Annotated in this window: 13 protein-coding genes and 1 riboswitch; of the genes, 2 read left to right on the top strand and 11 right to left on the bottom strand. The window is 63.8% G+C overall.

The features are described from left to right. Positions 1-247 precede the first annotated feature (247 nt). The 3 genes from J2X35_RS11455 to J2X35_RS11445 all read right to left on the bottom strand — a co-directional run bounded on the left by J2X35_RS11455 (position 248) and on the right by J2X35_RS11445 (position 2,331). Entirely contained in the window at positions 248-556 is a 309-nt protein-coding gene (locus tag J2X35_RS11455) for a hypothetical protein (protein ID WP_310185452.1), read from the bottom strand. 39 nt (positions 557-595) lie between these two features. Next, on the bottom strand, positions 596-1,234 hold the full coding sequence (locus tag J2X35_RS11450; protein ID WP_244478780.1) for a Crp/Fnr family transcriptional regulator: 639 nt from the start codon (positions 1,232-1,234) through the stop codon (positions 596-598). A gap of 203 nt (positions 1,235-1,437) precedes the next feature. Beyond that, positions 1,438-2,331 (bottom strand): LysR substrate-binding domain-containing protein, encoded by an 894-nt coding sequence (locus tag J2X35_RS11445; protein WP_244478781.1) that lies wholly within the window; start codon positions 2,329-2,331, stop codon positions 1,438-1,440. A 134-nt stretch (positions 2,332-2,465) separates the two neighbouring features. Between J2X35_RS11445 and betC the strand changes: the two genes are divergently transcribed. Next, complete coding sequence (gene betC, locus J2X35_RS11440; RefSeq protein WP_310185433.1) at positions 2,466-3,980, top strand: choline-sulfatase; 1,515 nt, start codon at positions 2,466-2,468, stop codon at positions 3,978-3,980. Between the two features lie 31 nt (positions 3,981-4,011). Then, positions 4,012-4,947 (top strand): choline ABC transporter substrate-binding protein, encoded by a 936-nt coding sequence (gene choX / locus J2X35_RS11435; protein ID WP_310185430.1) that lies wholly within the window; start codon positions 4,012-4,014, stop codon positions 4,945-4,947. Here choX and J2X35_RS11430 read toward each other — a convergent pair. The 8 genes from J2X35_RS11430 to J2X35_RS11395 all read right to left on the bottom strand — a co-directional run bounded on the left by J2X35_RS11430 (position 4,944) and on the right by J2X35_RS11395 (position 14,502). Beyond that, entirely contained in the window at positions 4,944-5,732 is a 789-nt protein-coding gene (locus tag J2X35_RS11430) for a hydroxymethylpyrimidine/phosphomethylpyrimidine kinase (protein ID WP_310185428.1), read from the bottom strand. The two genes, choX and J2X35_RS11430, sit on opposite strands and share 4 nt — an antisense overlap. Continuing rightward, positions 5,702-6,307 (bottom strand): thiamine phosphate synthase, encoded by a 606-nt coding sequence (locus J2X35_RS11425; protein WP_310185426.1) that lies wholly within the window; start codon positions 6,305-6,307, stop codon positions 5,702-5,704. Before J2X35_RS11425 ends, J2X35_RS11430 begins: the two co-directional genes overlap by 31 nt. Further along, positions 6,304-7,077 carry a thiazole synthase gene (locus J2X35_RS11420; protein WP_310185424.1) on the bottom strand — a complete coding sequence of 258 codons (774 nt, stop codon included), beginning with the start codon at positions 7,075-7,077 and terminating at the stop codon, positions 6,304-6,306. The genes J2X35_RS11425 and J2X35_RS11420 overlap by 4 nt, the downstream gene beginning before the upstream one ends. A gap of 3 nt (positions 7,078-7,080) precedes the next feature. Further along, entirely contained in the window at positions 7,081-7,278 is a 198-nt protein-coding gene (gene thiS / locus J2X35_RS11415; protein WP_310185422.1) for a sulfur carrier protein ThiS, read from the bottom strand. Next, the gene (gene thiO / locus J2X35_RS11410; protein WP_310185421.1) at positions 7,275-8,258 is read right to left on the bottom strand and encodes a glycine oxidase ThiO; all 984 of its coding nucleotides are present in this window, start codon (positions 8,256-8,258) and stop codon (positions 7,275-7,277) included. The genes thiS and thiO overlap by 4 nt, the downstream gene beginning before the upstream one ends. Beyond that, positions 8,255-10,069 (bottom strand): phosphomethylpyrimidine synthase ThiC, encoded by a 1,815-nt coding sequence (gene thiC / locus J2X35_RS11405; RefSeq protein WP_310185420.1) that lies wholly within the window; start codon positions 10,067-10,069, stop codon positions 8,255-8,257. Before thiC ends, thiO begins: the two co-directional genes overlap by 4 nt. A 113-nt stretch (positions 10,070-10,182) precedes the next feature. After that, a riboswitch (TPP riboswitch) is annotated at positions 10,183-10,306 on the bottom strand. Positions 10,307-10,354: 48 nt separating this feature from the next. After that, positions 10,355-12,490 (bottom strand): methylmalonyl-CoA mutase, encoded by a 2,136-nt coding sequence (gene scpA / locus J2X35_RS11400; RefSeq protein ID WP_310185419.1) that lies wholly within the window; start codon positions 12,488-12,490, stop codon positions 10,355-10,357. Between the two features lie 8 nt (positions 12,491-12,498). Beyond that, positions 12,499-14,502, bottom strand: a complete 2,004-nt coding sequence (locus J2X35_RS11395; protein WP_310185416.1) for an acetyl/propionyl/methylcrotonyl-CoA carboxylase subunit alpha — start codon at positions 14,500-14,502, stop codon at positions 12,499-12,501. Position 14,503: the final 1 nt, after the last annotated feature.

Below are 14,503 nucleotides of genomic sequence, written 5' to 3'. Positions count from 1 at the left end.
ATGGAAGCGGTTGCTGACATTGCACGCATCGCCGGCTGGCTCGCCCACGATAGCGGACTGAAGTCTGTCATACGGCACAAGGCGCGCCGGTTACGTCGCGGAAGGAAGCTATCGCGGTTTCGTTGAGATGCAAGGTTCTTTTTGCAGTGCGAAAAGACAATGGGACTTGAACGGACCTGCGGTGGCGAATCCAGCCGTTCCGCCTACGCACGGGCCGGATGCTGGAGGCCTGCCTGTTGCAATCCCTTCAGCGCTGGTCGTTGTAGGACTGCTTCGTTTCGCCCACGGCTCGTGTCAATTCCGAGAACGACATGACGCCGACCTCTCCCTGAGACGTGTTGGCAAGGCGCAGGAGGCGAACGGGAAAGCAGACGGCGTCCCGATTGGCCGGCGACATATCCTCGCAAAAGCGCTCGTCGCCGGTCAGCGACGATTCGGTTCTGGCAAGCGCCAGCTCGATTTCATCGATGGTGAGAAGCCCTTTGTGAACCAGGGCATTGTTGATAGCCGCCATCGCCATCAAAAGCCCCTCGATCTGCAGGTTTGCAACGTTCATCGCGTTTACTCCCTATGGCTATCGACCAGGTCCGACTGACTACCGCGGCTCATTCCTGAGGCTGAGATAGGTCGGATCGAACTCAGCCAGCGACGCAAGGCGATCGAAATCAGGAAGGCGCACAGTCGGGTTCTTCCACTCGACCAGTCCCGTGTTCTTGAGCTGCTGCAGCTTCTTGTTCACATGCACGATCGAAAGTCCGAGCACATCCGCCAACTGCGCCTGTGTCAACGGCAATTCGAACCGGAAGTCCGTCGCTGCCCCCGCGGCTTCGAACCTTCGATAGAGTTCGCAGAACAGATGGGCGATCTGCTGTTCGACCGACCGCCGGCCCAGGCAAGTGATCCAGGTGCGTTGGATGGCGCCGTCGATCACTGTCGACAGCCAGAAGAGCCGACCGAGATGATGGCTTTGCTCCGTCACCGATCGGATCGCCGTATGAGGTACGAAGGAAACTTCGCAGGGGCCCATCGCGACCACGCTGTGGTCCATGGTCTTGAGAAGATAGGCGTGAAGATCAACGAAATCGCCGGAGATATGGAGAGCGGTGATCTGGCGTCCGCCACCGCTGACAGACTGGCTGCGCGCCGCCAGCCCATGCAGCATCAGGCAGCTTTCCTGCGGGCGCGAACCCTCCGCGACAATATCCTCATCGGACCTGAATCGCACCTTTCGCATCGGCAGCCTCTCGATGAGGGCGATGTCTTCCTTCGATAAGTTATCCCGGCGTTGCAACATGCGGATGAAAGAGGAGATGTCGCTCGTGCCTGTCGTTCGATTGGCTGAATCGCTCATAGTTGAAGAACGCTTCTGTCTTTCACGGGTTCCTGGTCATCATAAGCACGAGAAGAGGGGGCCGAAAGCCGGCAGATGATGGTTGTTCATTTGCCGGCTTCGCTCTGCAGCCAGGAAACGAGACGTTCGCTTTGCTTGTCGGGCGAACGCGGCGGCACTAGCCAGTAGCCGCGGTGCGGCGCCTGCAATGCCGGCCCGGCTTTCACCAGCACACGCGACCGCAGCAGCCCGTCGATCAGGCCCATCCAGCCCAGCGCGACGCCCTGGTTTTCGCTCGCTGCCTGGGTGACCAGCGAATAGGTGTTGAAGCTGATGTCCCCTTCATGACCCGCCGGCTCGCGCGCCAGCCCGAGCCCGTCGAAATAGCGGTTCCAGTCGAACCACGGCGCCGGCGCCAGCGCATCCAGATGGATGAGGCGCGCCCGCGCCAGCATCTTCGGATCGGCCAGGAGATCGTTCCGGTCGAGATAGTCCAGGGTGCAGACAGGCACGACCTCTTCCCGCAGAAGGATCGAGGCATTGGCGTCGAAACTGCCCTGTTCGCCGAACGGAATGGCGATATCGCTCTCTCCCACATCTTCCTGCCTCAGCCTCTGCGTCGCGACGATCTGGATGTCGATTTCGGGATAGAGCAGGCGGAAAGCGTGCATCTTCGGGATCAGCCACAGCGAAGAGAAGGCGTAGTCCGTGTGCAGGCGCAGCGACGGCCGTTCCGCCATGGCTTCGTATTCGCGCATCAGCGCATCGATATCGGTCACCGCGCGCTCGGCGATTTCGTAAAGCCGCCGCCCCTTCGCGGTGAGTTCAACGCCATGGCGGTGCCGGTTCAGCACGGCAAAGCCGGCCTGCTCTTCCAGCCGCTTGATCTGGTAACTGACCCCCGGCTGCGACAGCCCGAGGGCGCCGGCGGCCGACGAGAAGCTGCCGCGCCGCACCGTCTCGGCGAGAATACGCATCCATCCGGCGTCCAGTTTTCGCATGAATATAAAATTTCCTTATGGGAACCATTGGAAAATAACCCGTTTACAGCGCGATGGCCAGATTTCTTAATGACATCTCGCCAACGGAGCGTCCGGCTTCGCCGGCGACGCATCCGCTGGCGAGTGAGTTTGGAATGGCGCAGCCGAACATCCTCATCCTGATGGTGGACCAGCTCAACGGAACGCTGTTTCCCGATGGGCCGGCCGATTTCCTTCACGCGCCCAATCTGAAGGCGCTTGCGGCACGTTCGGTACGCTTTGCCAACACCTATACGGCAAGCCCGCTCTGCGCGCCGGCGCGGGCATCGTTCATGTCCGGGCAATTGCCGCAGCGCACGCGCGTCTATGACAACGCCGCCGAGTTCGCCTCCGATATCCCGACCTATGCGCATCACCTGCGCGCCGCGGGCTACGCAACAACCCTTTGCGGAAAAATGCATTTCGTCGGGCCGGATCAGCTCCATGGTTTCGAGGAGCGGCTGACCACCGACATCTACCCCGCCGACTTCGGCTGGACGCCGGACTATGCCAAGCCCGGCGAGCGCATCGACTGGTGGTATCATAATCTAGGCTCGGTGACCGGGGCTGGCGTCGCCGAAATCACCAACCAGATGGAGTATGACGACGAGGTCGCCTATCACGCCACGCGCAAGCTCTACGATCTTGCCCGGGGCCATGACGAGCGACCCTGGTGCCTGACTGTCAGCTTCACCCATCCGCACGACCCTTACGTCGCCCGCCGCAAATATTGGGATCTCTACCAGGATTGCCCGGCGCTGGATCCCGAGATTGGTCCTATTGCCTATGACGATCACGATTTGCATTCGCAGCGCCTGCTCGACGCCTGTGACCACACCGCTTTCGGCATCACGCCGGACGATGTGCGCCGCGCCCGCCGCGGCTATTTCGCCAGCATCTCCTACATCGACGAGAAGATCGGCGAGATACTCGAGGTGCTGGAGCGCGGGCGCATGGCCGAGGACACTATCGTCCTGTTCGTCTCCGACCATGGCGACATGCTGGGTGAGCGCGGCCTCTGGTTCAAGATGAGCTTCTTCGAGGGTTCGGCGCGCGTGCCGCTGATGATCGCCGCGCCCGGCTGGTCGCCGAAGCGGCTCGACGCACCCGTCTCGACGCTCGACGTGCTGCCGACTCTGGCCGGCCTCGCCGGCCTCGACATCGGCGGTCTGGCACCATGGATCGATGGCGAGGACCTCGCGCCGTTGGCGGCAGGAACCGGTCGGCGGGGCCCGGTGCCGATGGAATACGCCGCCGAGGGGTCGCAAGCGCCGCTGGTGTGCCTGCGCGAGGGCCGCCACAAGCTTGTGTTATGTGACCGGGACCCGCCGATGCTGTTCGATATCGAGGCCGATCCGCATGAGCTCGCCAACCTTGCCGCCGACCCGGCGCATCAGGGGGCATTGGCCACTCTGACAGCGAAAGCGCGCGCCCGCTGGGATCTCGCAAGCTATGACGCCGCCGTGCGCGAAAGCCAGGCCCGCCGCCGCGTCGTCTATGAAGCGTTGCGCAACGGCGCCTACTACCCATGGGACTACCAGCCTTTGCAGAAGGCCTCGGAACGCTACATGCGCAACCACATGGATTTGAACGTGCTGGAGGAAAGCCAACGCTTTCCCCGCGGCGAATGAACGAACAACAACAGGGAACAGGAGCAGTCACATGAACAAGATGGGAATGCGTGCCGCAGGATTTGGATTGGTGATGGCGCTGGCGGCCGGCCAGGCGATGGCGGCGGATGCCGAAAGCTGCAAGAAGGTCAGGCTGTCGGACGTCGGCTGGACCGACATCCAGGTGACGACCGCCACCACGGCAGCCGTTCTGGAAGCGCTCGGTTACGAGCCGGAAATCACCCAGCTGACCGTACCGGTGACCTTCGCCGCGCTGAAGGACAAGGATATGGACGTCTTCCTCGGCAACTGGATGCCCTCGCAGACCGAGGCGATCAAGCCCTATGCGGACGAGGGCGCATTCGACGTGGTCGGCCAGAATTTGGAAGGCGCGGGCTTCGGCCTCGTGGTTCCCGACTATGTTCAGGCTGAAGGCGTCAACGACATTAAAGACCTTGGCAAGTTCAAGGACAAGTTCAACGCCAAGATTTACGGCATCGAGGCGGGCGCGGCCGGCAACAAGAACATCCAGAATCTGATCGACGATCCGAAGAATGGGCTCGAGGGCTTCGAGCTCGTGGAATCCTCCGAAGCCGGAATGCTGACGGAAGCCGAGCAGACCATGAAGGCCAAGGACTGGGTCGTGTTCCTCGGCTGGACGCCGCACCCGGTTATGGGCGGAATGAAGATCAAATATCTCGGCGGCATGGAGGCTTCAGGCTTCGGCGAAGCCAAGGTGTTCACGAACACCCGCAAGGGCTATGCGGCCGAATGCCCGAATGTCGGCGCCTTCATCAAGAACGTCAAGTTCACCCTGCCGATGGAGAACGTGATGATGGATGCAGTCATCAAGGGCGGCAACCCTGGCGACGTGGCGAAGGATTGGCTCAAGGCCAACCCGGATGCGGTCACGCCGTGGCTCGCTGGCGTCACCACTTTCGACGGCGGCGATGCGGTGGCGGCGGTCAAGGCTGCGCTCGCCAACTAGGCAGTCTGCCGGGCGGAGATTTGCTCTGTGAGTCGGTCGAGGACATAGGCCTTCGACCGGCTTACGCTTTCCTCCAGCGATCTCCCCAGCGCTATGTTCGCGGCAATCGCGCTGGCGAGCATGCAGCCGGTGCCGCGCATTTCGGCGTCGATCCTGGGTGCATCGAAGCTGACTGGCGAAATGCCTCGCTCCACCAAAATATCGGTCGACGTGTCACCCGTTCCATGCCCGCCCTTGACCAGCACCGCGCGAGCGCCTTGATCGACCAGCAGGCCAGCCTGATGGATAGTCTCGGCCTCGTTCCGTGCCGGCTCGCTTTGCGTCAGAAGAGCAAGCTCTGGCAGGTTCGGCGTCACCAGCCGGCAAAGCGGCAGAAGTTGGCCCTTTAGCGCCGTGCGTCCTGTCGCGTCGAGCAGAAGCCTGCCGGAAGTAGTCGCCAGAACCGGGTCCAGCACCACTGCAAGCGTCGGGTGATCGTCCAGAACCGCCGTGACCGCATCGATGATTGCCGCGGTGCCGAGCATGCCGAGCTTGATCGCGGCCACTTCATTGGCCTCGAGCGCCGCGCGCATCTGTGCGGCGACGAGATCGGGCTGCACAAGTTCGACTGCGCCGACTTCCCGATGCGTCTGCACCGTGATCGCCGTGACGGCAAGGCAGGCGCGCAATCCGAAAGCCGAAACGGTCTCGATATCGCGCGCAATGCCCGCGCCGCCGCTGGCGTCCGAACCGGCGACGATCAGCACATGCTTCGTCATCGCCATGGCGCCGTCGCCGCGATCCATTCGCGCGTGCGGCCCTCGGGATCGGCGTTGCGGGTGATGTCCGTCACCACCGCCGCGCTGTCCGCGCCTTGCTCGAAAACACCGGGCAGCCTCTCGGGGTTCAGCCCGCCAATGGCGACCAGCGGCGTCGTACCGACAAGCTTCTTCCATCTGCCGATGCGCTCCAGGCCCTGCGGTTCCCACTTCATCTTTTTCAGGATGGTGGGGTAGACCGGCCCCAGCGCGACATAGTCCGGCTTGCAGGCAAGGGCTGTTTCCAGCTCGGCATGGTCATGTGTGCTCAGCCCCAGCCTCATGCCGGCAGCGCGGATGGCGTCGAGGTCGGCGGCGGCGAGATCCTCCTGGCCGAGATGGACGAAATCGCAGCCTTCCTCGATAGCGAGGCGCCAGTAGTCATTGACGATCAGCTGACAGTCATAGTGCGAGCAGATCGCTTTGGCCGCGCGGATTTCCCGGCGCAGGACCGTCTCGTCAATGTCCTTGATGCGCAGCTGCGCCAGCCTGACACCGAGCGGCGCCAGCCGCTCGATCCACGCCGCGCTGTCGACGATCAGGTAGAACGGGTCGAGTTTCACGAGAACACCGCCTGGCCGATCACCGGCGTCGAGGGCACGGCCATGTCGCGCGGTTCCAGCGGCCCGGCGAGGAAGGCGCGGTGGCCGGCTTCGATGGCTTGGGCAAAGGCCGCCGCCATCTGGACCGGGTCGCCGGCCTGGGCGACCGCCGTGTTCAGGAGCACCGCATCGTAGCCCAGCTCCATCACGCTTGCCGCGTGCGAGGGCCGGCCGATTCCGGCATCGACAATCAGCGGCGTGTCGGGAAAATGCGCGCGCAGACTGCGCAGCGCATCCAGGTTTTGCGGACCGCGCGCGGAACCGATCGGCGCGCACCACGGCATCAGCAACTCGCAACCGGCATCGAGCAGCCGCTCGGCGACCACCAGATCGTCGGTCGTGTAGGGGAAGACCTTGAAGCCTTCGCGGCTGAGGATGCCGGCGGCCTCCACCAGCCCGAACACGTCCGGCTGCAACGTATCGTGATTGCCGATCACCTCCAGCTTGATCCAGTCGGTGCCAAAGACCTCGCGCGCCATGTGGGCGGTGGTCACCGCCTCCTTGGCGGAATGACAGCCGGCGGTGTTGGGCAGGACCTTGACGCCGAGCGAATGGATCAGTGACCAGAACTGCCCGCCGTCCTTGCCGCCCGCCGTCTCACGCCGCAGCGACACGGTGACGATCTCGGTGCCTGAGGCTTTGACCGCATCCGCCAGGACGGCAGGCGAGGGATATTGCGAGGTGCCGAGCAGCAGGCGCGAAGAAAGGTGTTGTCCGTAAAGTTCCAGCATCTCTTACCCTCCCTTCATCGGCGACAGGATTTCGATGCGGTCGCCTTCCGCGAGGGCACATCGGCCTCGGTCCCGCGCGGGCACAACCTCGCCGTTCACCGCCGTGGCGAGCCAGCTTCCCTGATAGTCCAGCGCCTGCATCAGCGCAGCCAGGGTCTCGGCGTCGACATCCAGGCTTTCACCGTTGACGATCAGCTTCATGCGCTGCGTCTCCTTTCCTTCTGACCTTCCAGCAGGTCGGCGGCTTTTTGGGCCATGGCCGGCGCCAGCAGGAAGCCATGGCGGTAAAGTCCATTGATGCTGAGAACCCCGCCAGTCCATTCCACACGCGGAAGATTGTCCGGGAAGGCGGGACGCAGGCCGACGCCCGTCTCGACGATCTCCGCCTCGCCGAAGGCTGGATGCAGCGCATAGGCGGCATTCAGCAGTTCCATCGTCGAGCGCGCGGTGATCGGCCCCGTGGCGCTGCTTTCGATCATCGTCGCGCCGACCATGAAGTGGTGATCTTCTCGCGGCACGATGTAGAGCGGGAAACGCGGATGCAGGAGCCGCACTGGTCGCGACAGCCGAAGCTCCGGCGTGCGCAGGATCAGCATTTCGCCGCGGACGCTGCGCAGTTCGGCATGGCCGCTTGCCGTGCCAGTGCAGTCGGCCTGCACGTCCGCTCCTGCCCCGGGCAGGAGGCCCGCACGGGCATCGTCACCAAAGACAAATGGCACGCCGTCGCCCGCCAGTTTCGCCGCCAGCGCTAGCAGAGCGCGGCGCGGGTCGAGATGCGCTTCGCCGGCAAAGAAAAGGCCGCGCGGAAATCGACCTGCCAGATCCGGCTCAAGCGTTTCGATCTCCGTGGCATCGACGGGGACATGGCCTGTTGTCCGCCCGGAAAAGCGCTCCAGTTCGGCCATGTCCCGCCTTTGCGTCACAACCAGTGTGCCGTTGCGCCGGACATGACCGGGCAGGGCGGCATCCCACCAGTCGGCGGCGGTTCGCCCGAGCTCGAGCACCGGCGGCTCGGCGCTGGCGCGTTCGCACCAGGGCGCCAGCATGCCGCCGGCCTGCCAGGACGCGTTGCCGGCAATGGTTTCGCGCGTCTCGCGCACCGTTACCGACACTCCGCGCGAGACCAGTTCATGCGCCAGCGTCAGCCCCGCCACGCCGGCGCCCTTGATCAGCACATTCACGGCAGCGCCGGCTCCACGTCTTCCACGGGCATGTAGAGATCGCCGCCTTGCCGGTACTTCTCCGCCATGGCCGTCATGCCCTCCTTCTGCGCCTCGGCGCGGATATCGTGCGAGATGCGCATGGAACAGAATTTCGGCCCGCACATCGAGCAGAAATGCGCCACCTTGTGCGCTTCCTTGGGCAGCGTCTCGTCATGCAGCGCACGCGCCGTTTCCGGGTCGAGCGACAGGTTGAACTGGTCTTCCCAGCGGAACTCGAACCGCGCGCGGGAAAGGGCATCGTCCCTGAGCTTGGCGGCTGGATGACCCTTGGCCAGGTCCGCGGCGTGCGCCGCGATCTTGTAGGTGATGACGCCGGTCTTGACGTCGTCGCGGTTCGGCAGGCCGAGATGCTCCTTCGGCGTGACGTAGCAGAGCATCGCCGTGCCGAACCAGCCGATCATCGCCGCGCCGATCCCCGAGGTGATGTGATCGTAGCCCGGTGCGATGTCGGTCGTGAGCGGCCCGAGCGTATAGAACGGCGCCTCGCCGCAGACGGCCAGCTGCTTGTCCATGTTCACCTTGATCTTGTGCATCGGCACGTGGCCGGGGCCTTCGATCATCACCTGGCAGTCCTTCGCCCAGGCGATCTTGGTCAGTTCGCCCAGCGTTTCGAGTTCGGCGAACTGCGCGGCGTCATTGGCGTCGGCGATCGAGCCGGGGCGCAGGCCATCGCCCAGTGAGAACGACACGTCATAGGCCCGGGCGATGTCGCAGATTTCATCGAAGTGTTCGTAGAGGAAGCTCTCCTTGTGGTGATGCAGGCACCACTTGGCCATGATCGAGCCGCCTCGGCTGACGATGCCGGTGACGCGGTTGACGGTGAGCGGAATGTAGGCGAGCCGGACGCCGGCATGGATGGTGAAATAATCGACGCCCTGCTCGGCCTGTTCGATCAGCGTATCGCGAAACACCTCCCAGTTCAGCGCTTCGGCGACACCGCCCACCTTTTCCAGTGCCTGGTAGATCGGCACCGTGCCGATCGGCACGGGCGCATTGCGGACGATCCAGTCGCGTATGTTGTGGATGTTGCGGCCGGTCGAAAGGTCCATCACCGTGTCGGCGCCCCAGCGGATCGCCCACACCATCTTCTCGACCTCCTCGGCCATAGAGGAGGTGACGGCGGAATTGCCGATATTGGCGTTGATCTTGACCAGGAAGTTGCGGCCGATGACCATCGGTTCGCATTCCGGATGATTGATGTTGGAAGGGATTATGGCGCGCCCGCGGGCGATCTCGTCGCGGACGAATTCCGGCGTGACGAAATCGGGGATTTCCGCGCCGAAATCCTCGCCATCGCGCTCCAGCGCATTGCGCAGCTTCTCGCGGCCGATGTTCTCGCGAATGGCCACGAATTCCATCTCCGGCGTGACGATGCCGGCGCGCGCATAAGCCATCTGGGTGACGGCCTTGCCGCCCACGGCGCGGAAGGGCCGGTGCCGCACGGGGAATTCCGGCGTCAGCCGATCCGCCGCGACATTGCCGTTGTCCTCTGGCCGGACGGTGCGGCCTTCATAGCGCTCGACGTCACCACGCGCGGCAACCCAGGTTTCGCGCAGGCGCGGCAGGCCGCCGTCGATGTCGATTCTGACATTGGCGTCAGTGTACGGGCCCGAGGAGTCGTAAACCGTCACCGGCGGCTCGCCGGCCGTCGGATGCACCGCGATTTCGCGCATCGGCACCCGCACTTGCGGATGCAATACGCCGGGTTTGAACACCTTGCGCGATGCCGGCAGGGACCCGGTGGTAACGGTAAGGGTGGATGCGGTCATTGTGAGCCTCCTTGCTCGATGCAACGGAGACCCAGTTCGTGCCGAGAGGAGGAAGAGACGCTTCGCCGAGGGAATTCGGCTGTTTGCCGAATGCCGGGCCATGATAAGCCGACCCGCGAAACCTCGCACCGTCCCTACGCCAGTGTGAACTGGATCAGGTTCAACGGGTCACTGCGCTGCCCAATATCTGGGCCAGCAGTATCTCAGCCCCTTGTCGGGACTCCCCTGGTGAGACCTGAGACTGGCCTACGGCTTCAGCCCTGTCAACCTTGGTTGGGCGTTGGGTCAGTCGTTGCGGCGCTTACCTTCCAGCAAATCGAGAACGGCGCGGGCCGCGTCGAGCACATTGGTGCCGGGACCGAAGACGGCGGCGACGCCGTGGTCGAACAGGTACTGGTAATCCTGGCGCGGCACGACGCCGCCGCAGACGACGATGATATGCCCGGCGTTCCGCGATTCCAGCGCCGTCACAAGTTGCGGCAGCAATGTCTTGTGACCCGCCGCAAGCGACGAAACACCGAGAACCCGCACCTCGGCCTCCACCGCCATGGCCGCCGCTTCTTCTGGCGTCTGGAACAGAGGTCCGGCCACGACCTCGAAGCCGAGGTCGCCGAAAGCCGAAGAGATGATCTTGGCACCGCGGTCATGACCGTCCTGGCCGAGCTTCGCCACCATGATCTTCGGCGCCTCGCCCAATGTGCGGGAGATCGCATCGATGCGTGCCGTCAGCGTCTCGTATTCGGGCTCGTTCGCGTAAGAGGCCCTATGAACATTCTTCACCACTTGCGGTATCGCGGCATGGTCGCCGAACGCGCGCCGCAGCGCCTCGGATATTTCGCCGACGGTGGCGCGCGCGCGCGCCGCCTCGACGGCCGACCCCAGAATATTGCCGGTCCCCTCGCGGGCAACCCTCTCCAGTTCGGCGAGTGTAGCCTCGACCTGTCCGGCATCGCGCCGGGCCTTTGTCTGCCGGATGCGGGCGACTTGCGCACTGCGCACCGCGCTGTTGTCGATCTCCAGTATGTCGATCGCGTCTTCCTGCTCGAGCCGGTATTTGTTGACGCCGACGATGATGTCCTCGCCTTTGTCAACCGCGGCCTGACGCCGGGTCGCCGCCTCTTCGATCAGCCGTTTCGGCAGCCCGCTCTCGACCGCCTTGGTCATGCCGCCCATGGCCTCGACCTCCTCGATGAGGGCCCAGGCTTTCGCGGCAAGCTCGGCGGTGAGCGACTCGACATAGTAGGAGCCGGCCAGCGGATCGACGACCCTGGTCACGCCTGTCTCATGCTGCAGGATGAGCTGCGTATTGCGCGCGACGCGGGCGGAGAATTCCGTCGGCAGCGCGATCGCCTCGTCAAAGGAATTGGTGTGCAGCGACTGCGTGCCGCCAAGTGCGGCGGCAAGCGCCTCATAGGCCGTGCGCACGATGTTGTTGTACGGGTCCTGCTCCTGCAGCGACACGCCGGATGTCTGGCAGTGTGTCCGCAGCATCAGCGAGGACGCCTTCTTCGGCTCAAACTCTTCCATGATGCGAGTCCACAGGAGCCTTGCCGCCCGCAGCTTCGCAGCTTCCATGAAGAAGTTCATGCCGACGGCGAAGAAGAAGGAAAGCCGCCCGGCGAAGGCATCGACATTGAGCCCCTTTTTCAGCGCCGCGCGCACATATTCGCGTCCGTCGGCAAGCGTGAAGGCAAGCTCCTGAACCAGCGTCGCTCCGGCCTCCTGCATGTGATAGCCGGAGATCGAGATGGAGTTGAACTTTGGCATCTCCGTCGCCGTGTATTCGATGATGTCGGCGACGATCCGCATCGAGGGTTCGGGCGGATAGATATAGGTGTTGCGCACCATGAACTCTTTGAGGATGTCGTTCTGGATCGTGCCCGAGAGCTTGGCGCGCGGCACGCCCTGTTCCTCGCCAGCGACAATGAAGCTGGCCAGGATCGGAATCACGGCGCCGTTCATGGTCATGGAAACCGACATCTCGTCCAGCGGAATGCCGTCGAACAGGATCTTCATGTCCTCGACGGAATCGATGGCGACGCCGGCCTTGCCGACATCGCCCTCGACGCGAGGATGGTCGCTGTCATAGCCGCGATGGGTGGCGAGATCGAAGGCCACCGACAGGCCCTTCTGGCCCGCCGCCAGCGCCTTGCGATAGAAGGCGTTGGATTTTTCTGCCGTCGAAAAGCCGGCATATTGGCGGATCGTCCATGGTCGCCCGGTATACATGGTGGCGCGCGGCCCGCGGACAAAGGGCGCGAATCCCGGCAAAGAGCCAAGATGATCGACACCGGCAACGTCTTCATCCGTATAGAGCGGCTTGACGTCGATGCCTTCCGGCGTCTGCCAAACCAGCGTTTCAGGATCGGCCTGCAATTCCTTGTTTGCTGAGGAGCGCCAGGCATCGAGCGGTTCGGTCATGACGACACCTATGCGAATTCCAGGATCAACTCGTCGACGGCCAAGCTGGCGCCGGCCTCGACCGCGATCTTGCCGATCGTTCCCCTGCGCTCTGCGCGCAGCACGTTTTCCATCTTCATCGCTTCGACAGTGGCCAGCGCCTGTCCCGGTTCGACCGCATCGCCTTCGCCGACCATGATGGCGGTAACGATGCCGGGCATTGGGCAAAGAAGCAGCCTCGATGTGTCGGGCGGCGCTTTCACCGGCATCAGCCTGGCAAGTTCGGCGACCCGCGGTGCCCGAACGATGGCGGTGGTATCGATGCCGCGCCACCGCAGCCTGATGCCGGAGCCGGCGCTCTCCGTTTTCACGCTCATCTGTTCGCCGCCGACATCGAAAATCGCGTGAGAGGTCCCCGGCTGCCAAGTGCTGTGCACGGCAAGCATCGTACCATCGTCGAAGGTCAGATCGGCCTGCTGATCGCTCCCATTTGTCCGCAGCGCAAATGTGTAGCCGGCTACCGCCGCCACCCAATCGGTGCCGAGCGTGCGGGGATGGTTTGCCAGCGCGCCGGAAATGAGTGCGCTGCGCTTCTGCAGACGCAGATGGATGAAGGCCGCGACCGCCGCCAGCATCCGCCCCTGATCTTCATTGGCTGCCACGCCCGAAAACCCGTCCGGGAATTCCTCGGCGATGAACGCTGTCGTCAATCGGCCTTCCTGGAACCGGGGATTGCCCATGACCGCCGACAGGAAGGGCAAATTGTGGCCGACGCCCTCGACTTCGAAATCGTCCAGCGCCCGCGCCATCGCGGCAACCGCGCCGGCGCGGTCCGGCGCCCAGCTGCACAGCTTGGCGATCATCGGATCGTAGTACATCGAGATTTCGCCGCCTTCGAAAACGCCGGTGTCGTTGCGGATCACCGTGCCGTCCTCGCGTCGGCCTTCGACCGGCGGCCGGTAGCGCCTGAGCCGCCCGATGGATGGCAGGAAGTTGCGGTAGGGGTCCTCGGCATAAAGACGGCTCTCCAGCGCCCAGCCGGAGAGTTTCATGTCGTCCTGGCCGAAGCGTAGGGGCTCTCCCGCCGCCACGCGGATCATCTCCTCGACCAGGTCGATGCCCGTGATCAGCTCGGTCACCGGGTGCTCGACCTGCAGGCGGGTGTTCATTTCGAGGAAATAGAAATTGCGATCGCCATCGACGATGAACTCGACCGTGCCGGCGGAGAAATAGCCGACCGCCTTGGCAAGCGCCACCGCCTGCTCGCCCATCGCCTTGCGGGTTGCCGCATCGAGGAATGGCGAGGGGGCTTCCTCGATCACCTTCTGGTTGCGGCGCTGGATCGAGCATTCGCGCTCGCCGAGATAGACGAGATTGCCGTGCTGGTCGCCAAGCACCTGGATCTCGATATGGCGCGGCTGCGTCACGAACTTTTCGATGAAGATGCGCTCGTCACCGAAGGAGGAGCGCGCCTCGTTGCGGGACGACTGGAACCCTTCGCGGGCTTCCTGGTCGTTCCAGGCGATGCGCATGCCCTTGCCGCCGCCGCCGGCTGATGCCTTGATCATCACCGGGTAGCCGATCGAGCCCGAAATACGAACCGCCTCGTTGGCGTCCTCGATCAGACCCATATGGCCGGGAACGGTCGAGACCCCGGCCGCCGCCGCGATCTTCTTCGAGGTGATCTTGTCGCCCATCGCTTCGATGGCCACAGGCGGGGGACCGATGAAGGCGACGTTGGCCGCCTTGAGCGCCTCGGCGAAATTGGCGTTCTCGGACAGGAAGCCATAGCCCGGATGCACCGCGTCGGCGCCCGTCGCCTCGATGGCGTCGAGAATCTTGCCGATGACAATGTAGGACTGGCTGGAGGGCGCGGGGCCGATATGCACCGCCTCGTCGGCCAGCCGCACATGCAGGGCGTCGCGGTCGGCATCGGAATAGACGGCGACGGTGGCAATGCCGAGCCTGCGCGCCGTCTTGATGACGCGGCAGGCGATCTCGCCGCGATTGGCGATGAGGATTTTCTTGAACATG

This window comes from Mesorhizobium sp. BE184, from assembly GCF_031457045.1.
GTDB lineage: Bacteria > Pseudomonadota > Alphaproteobacteria > Rhizobiales > Rhizobiaceae > Mesorhizobium.
The sequence above is the reverse complement of the archived record's forward strand: the minus strand, read 5'-3'. Positions and strand labels throughout refer to the sequence as shown.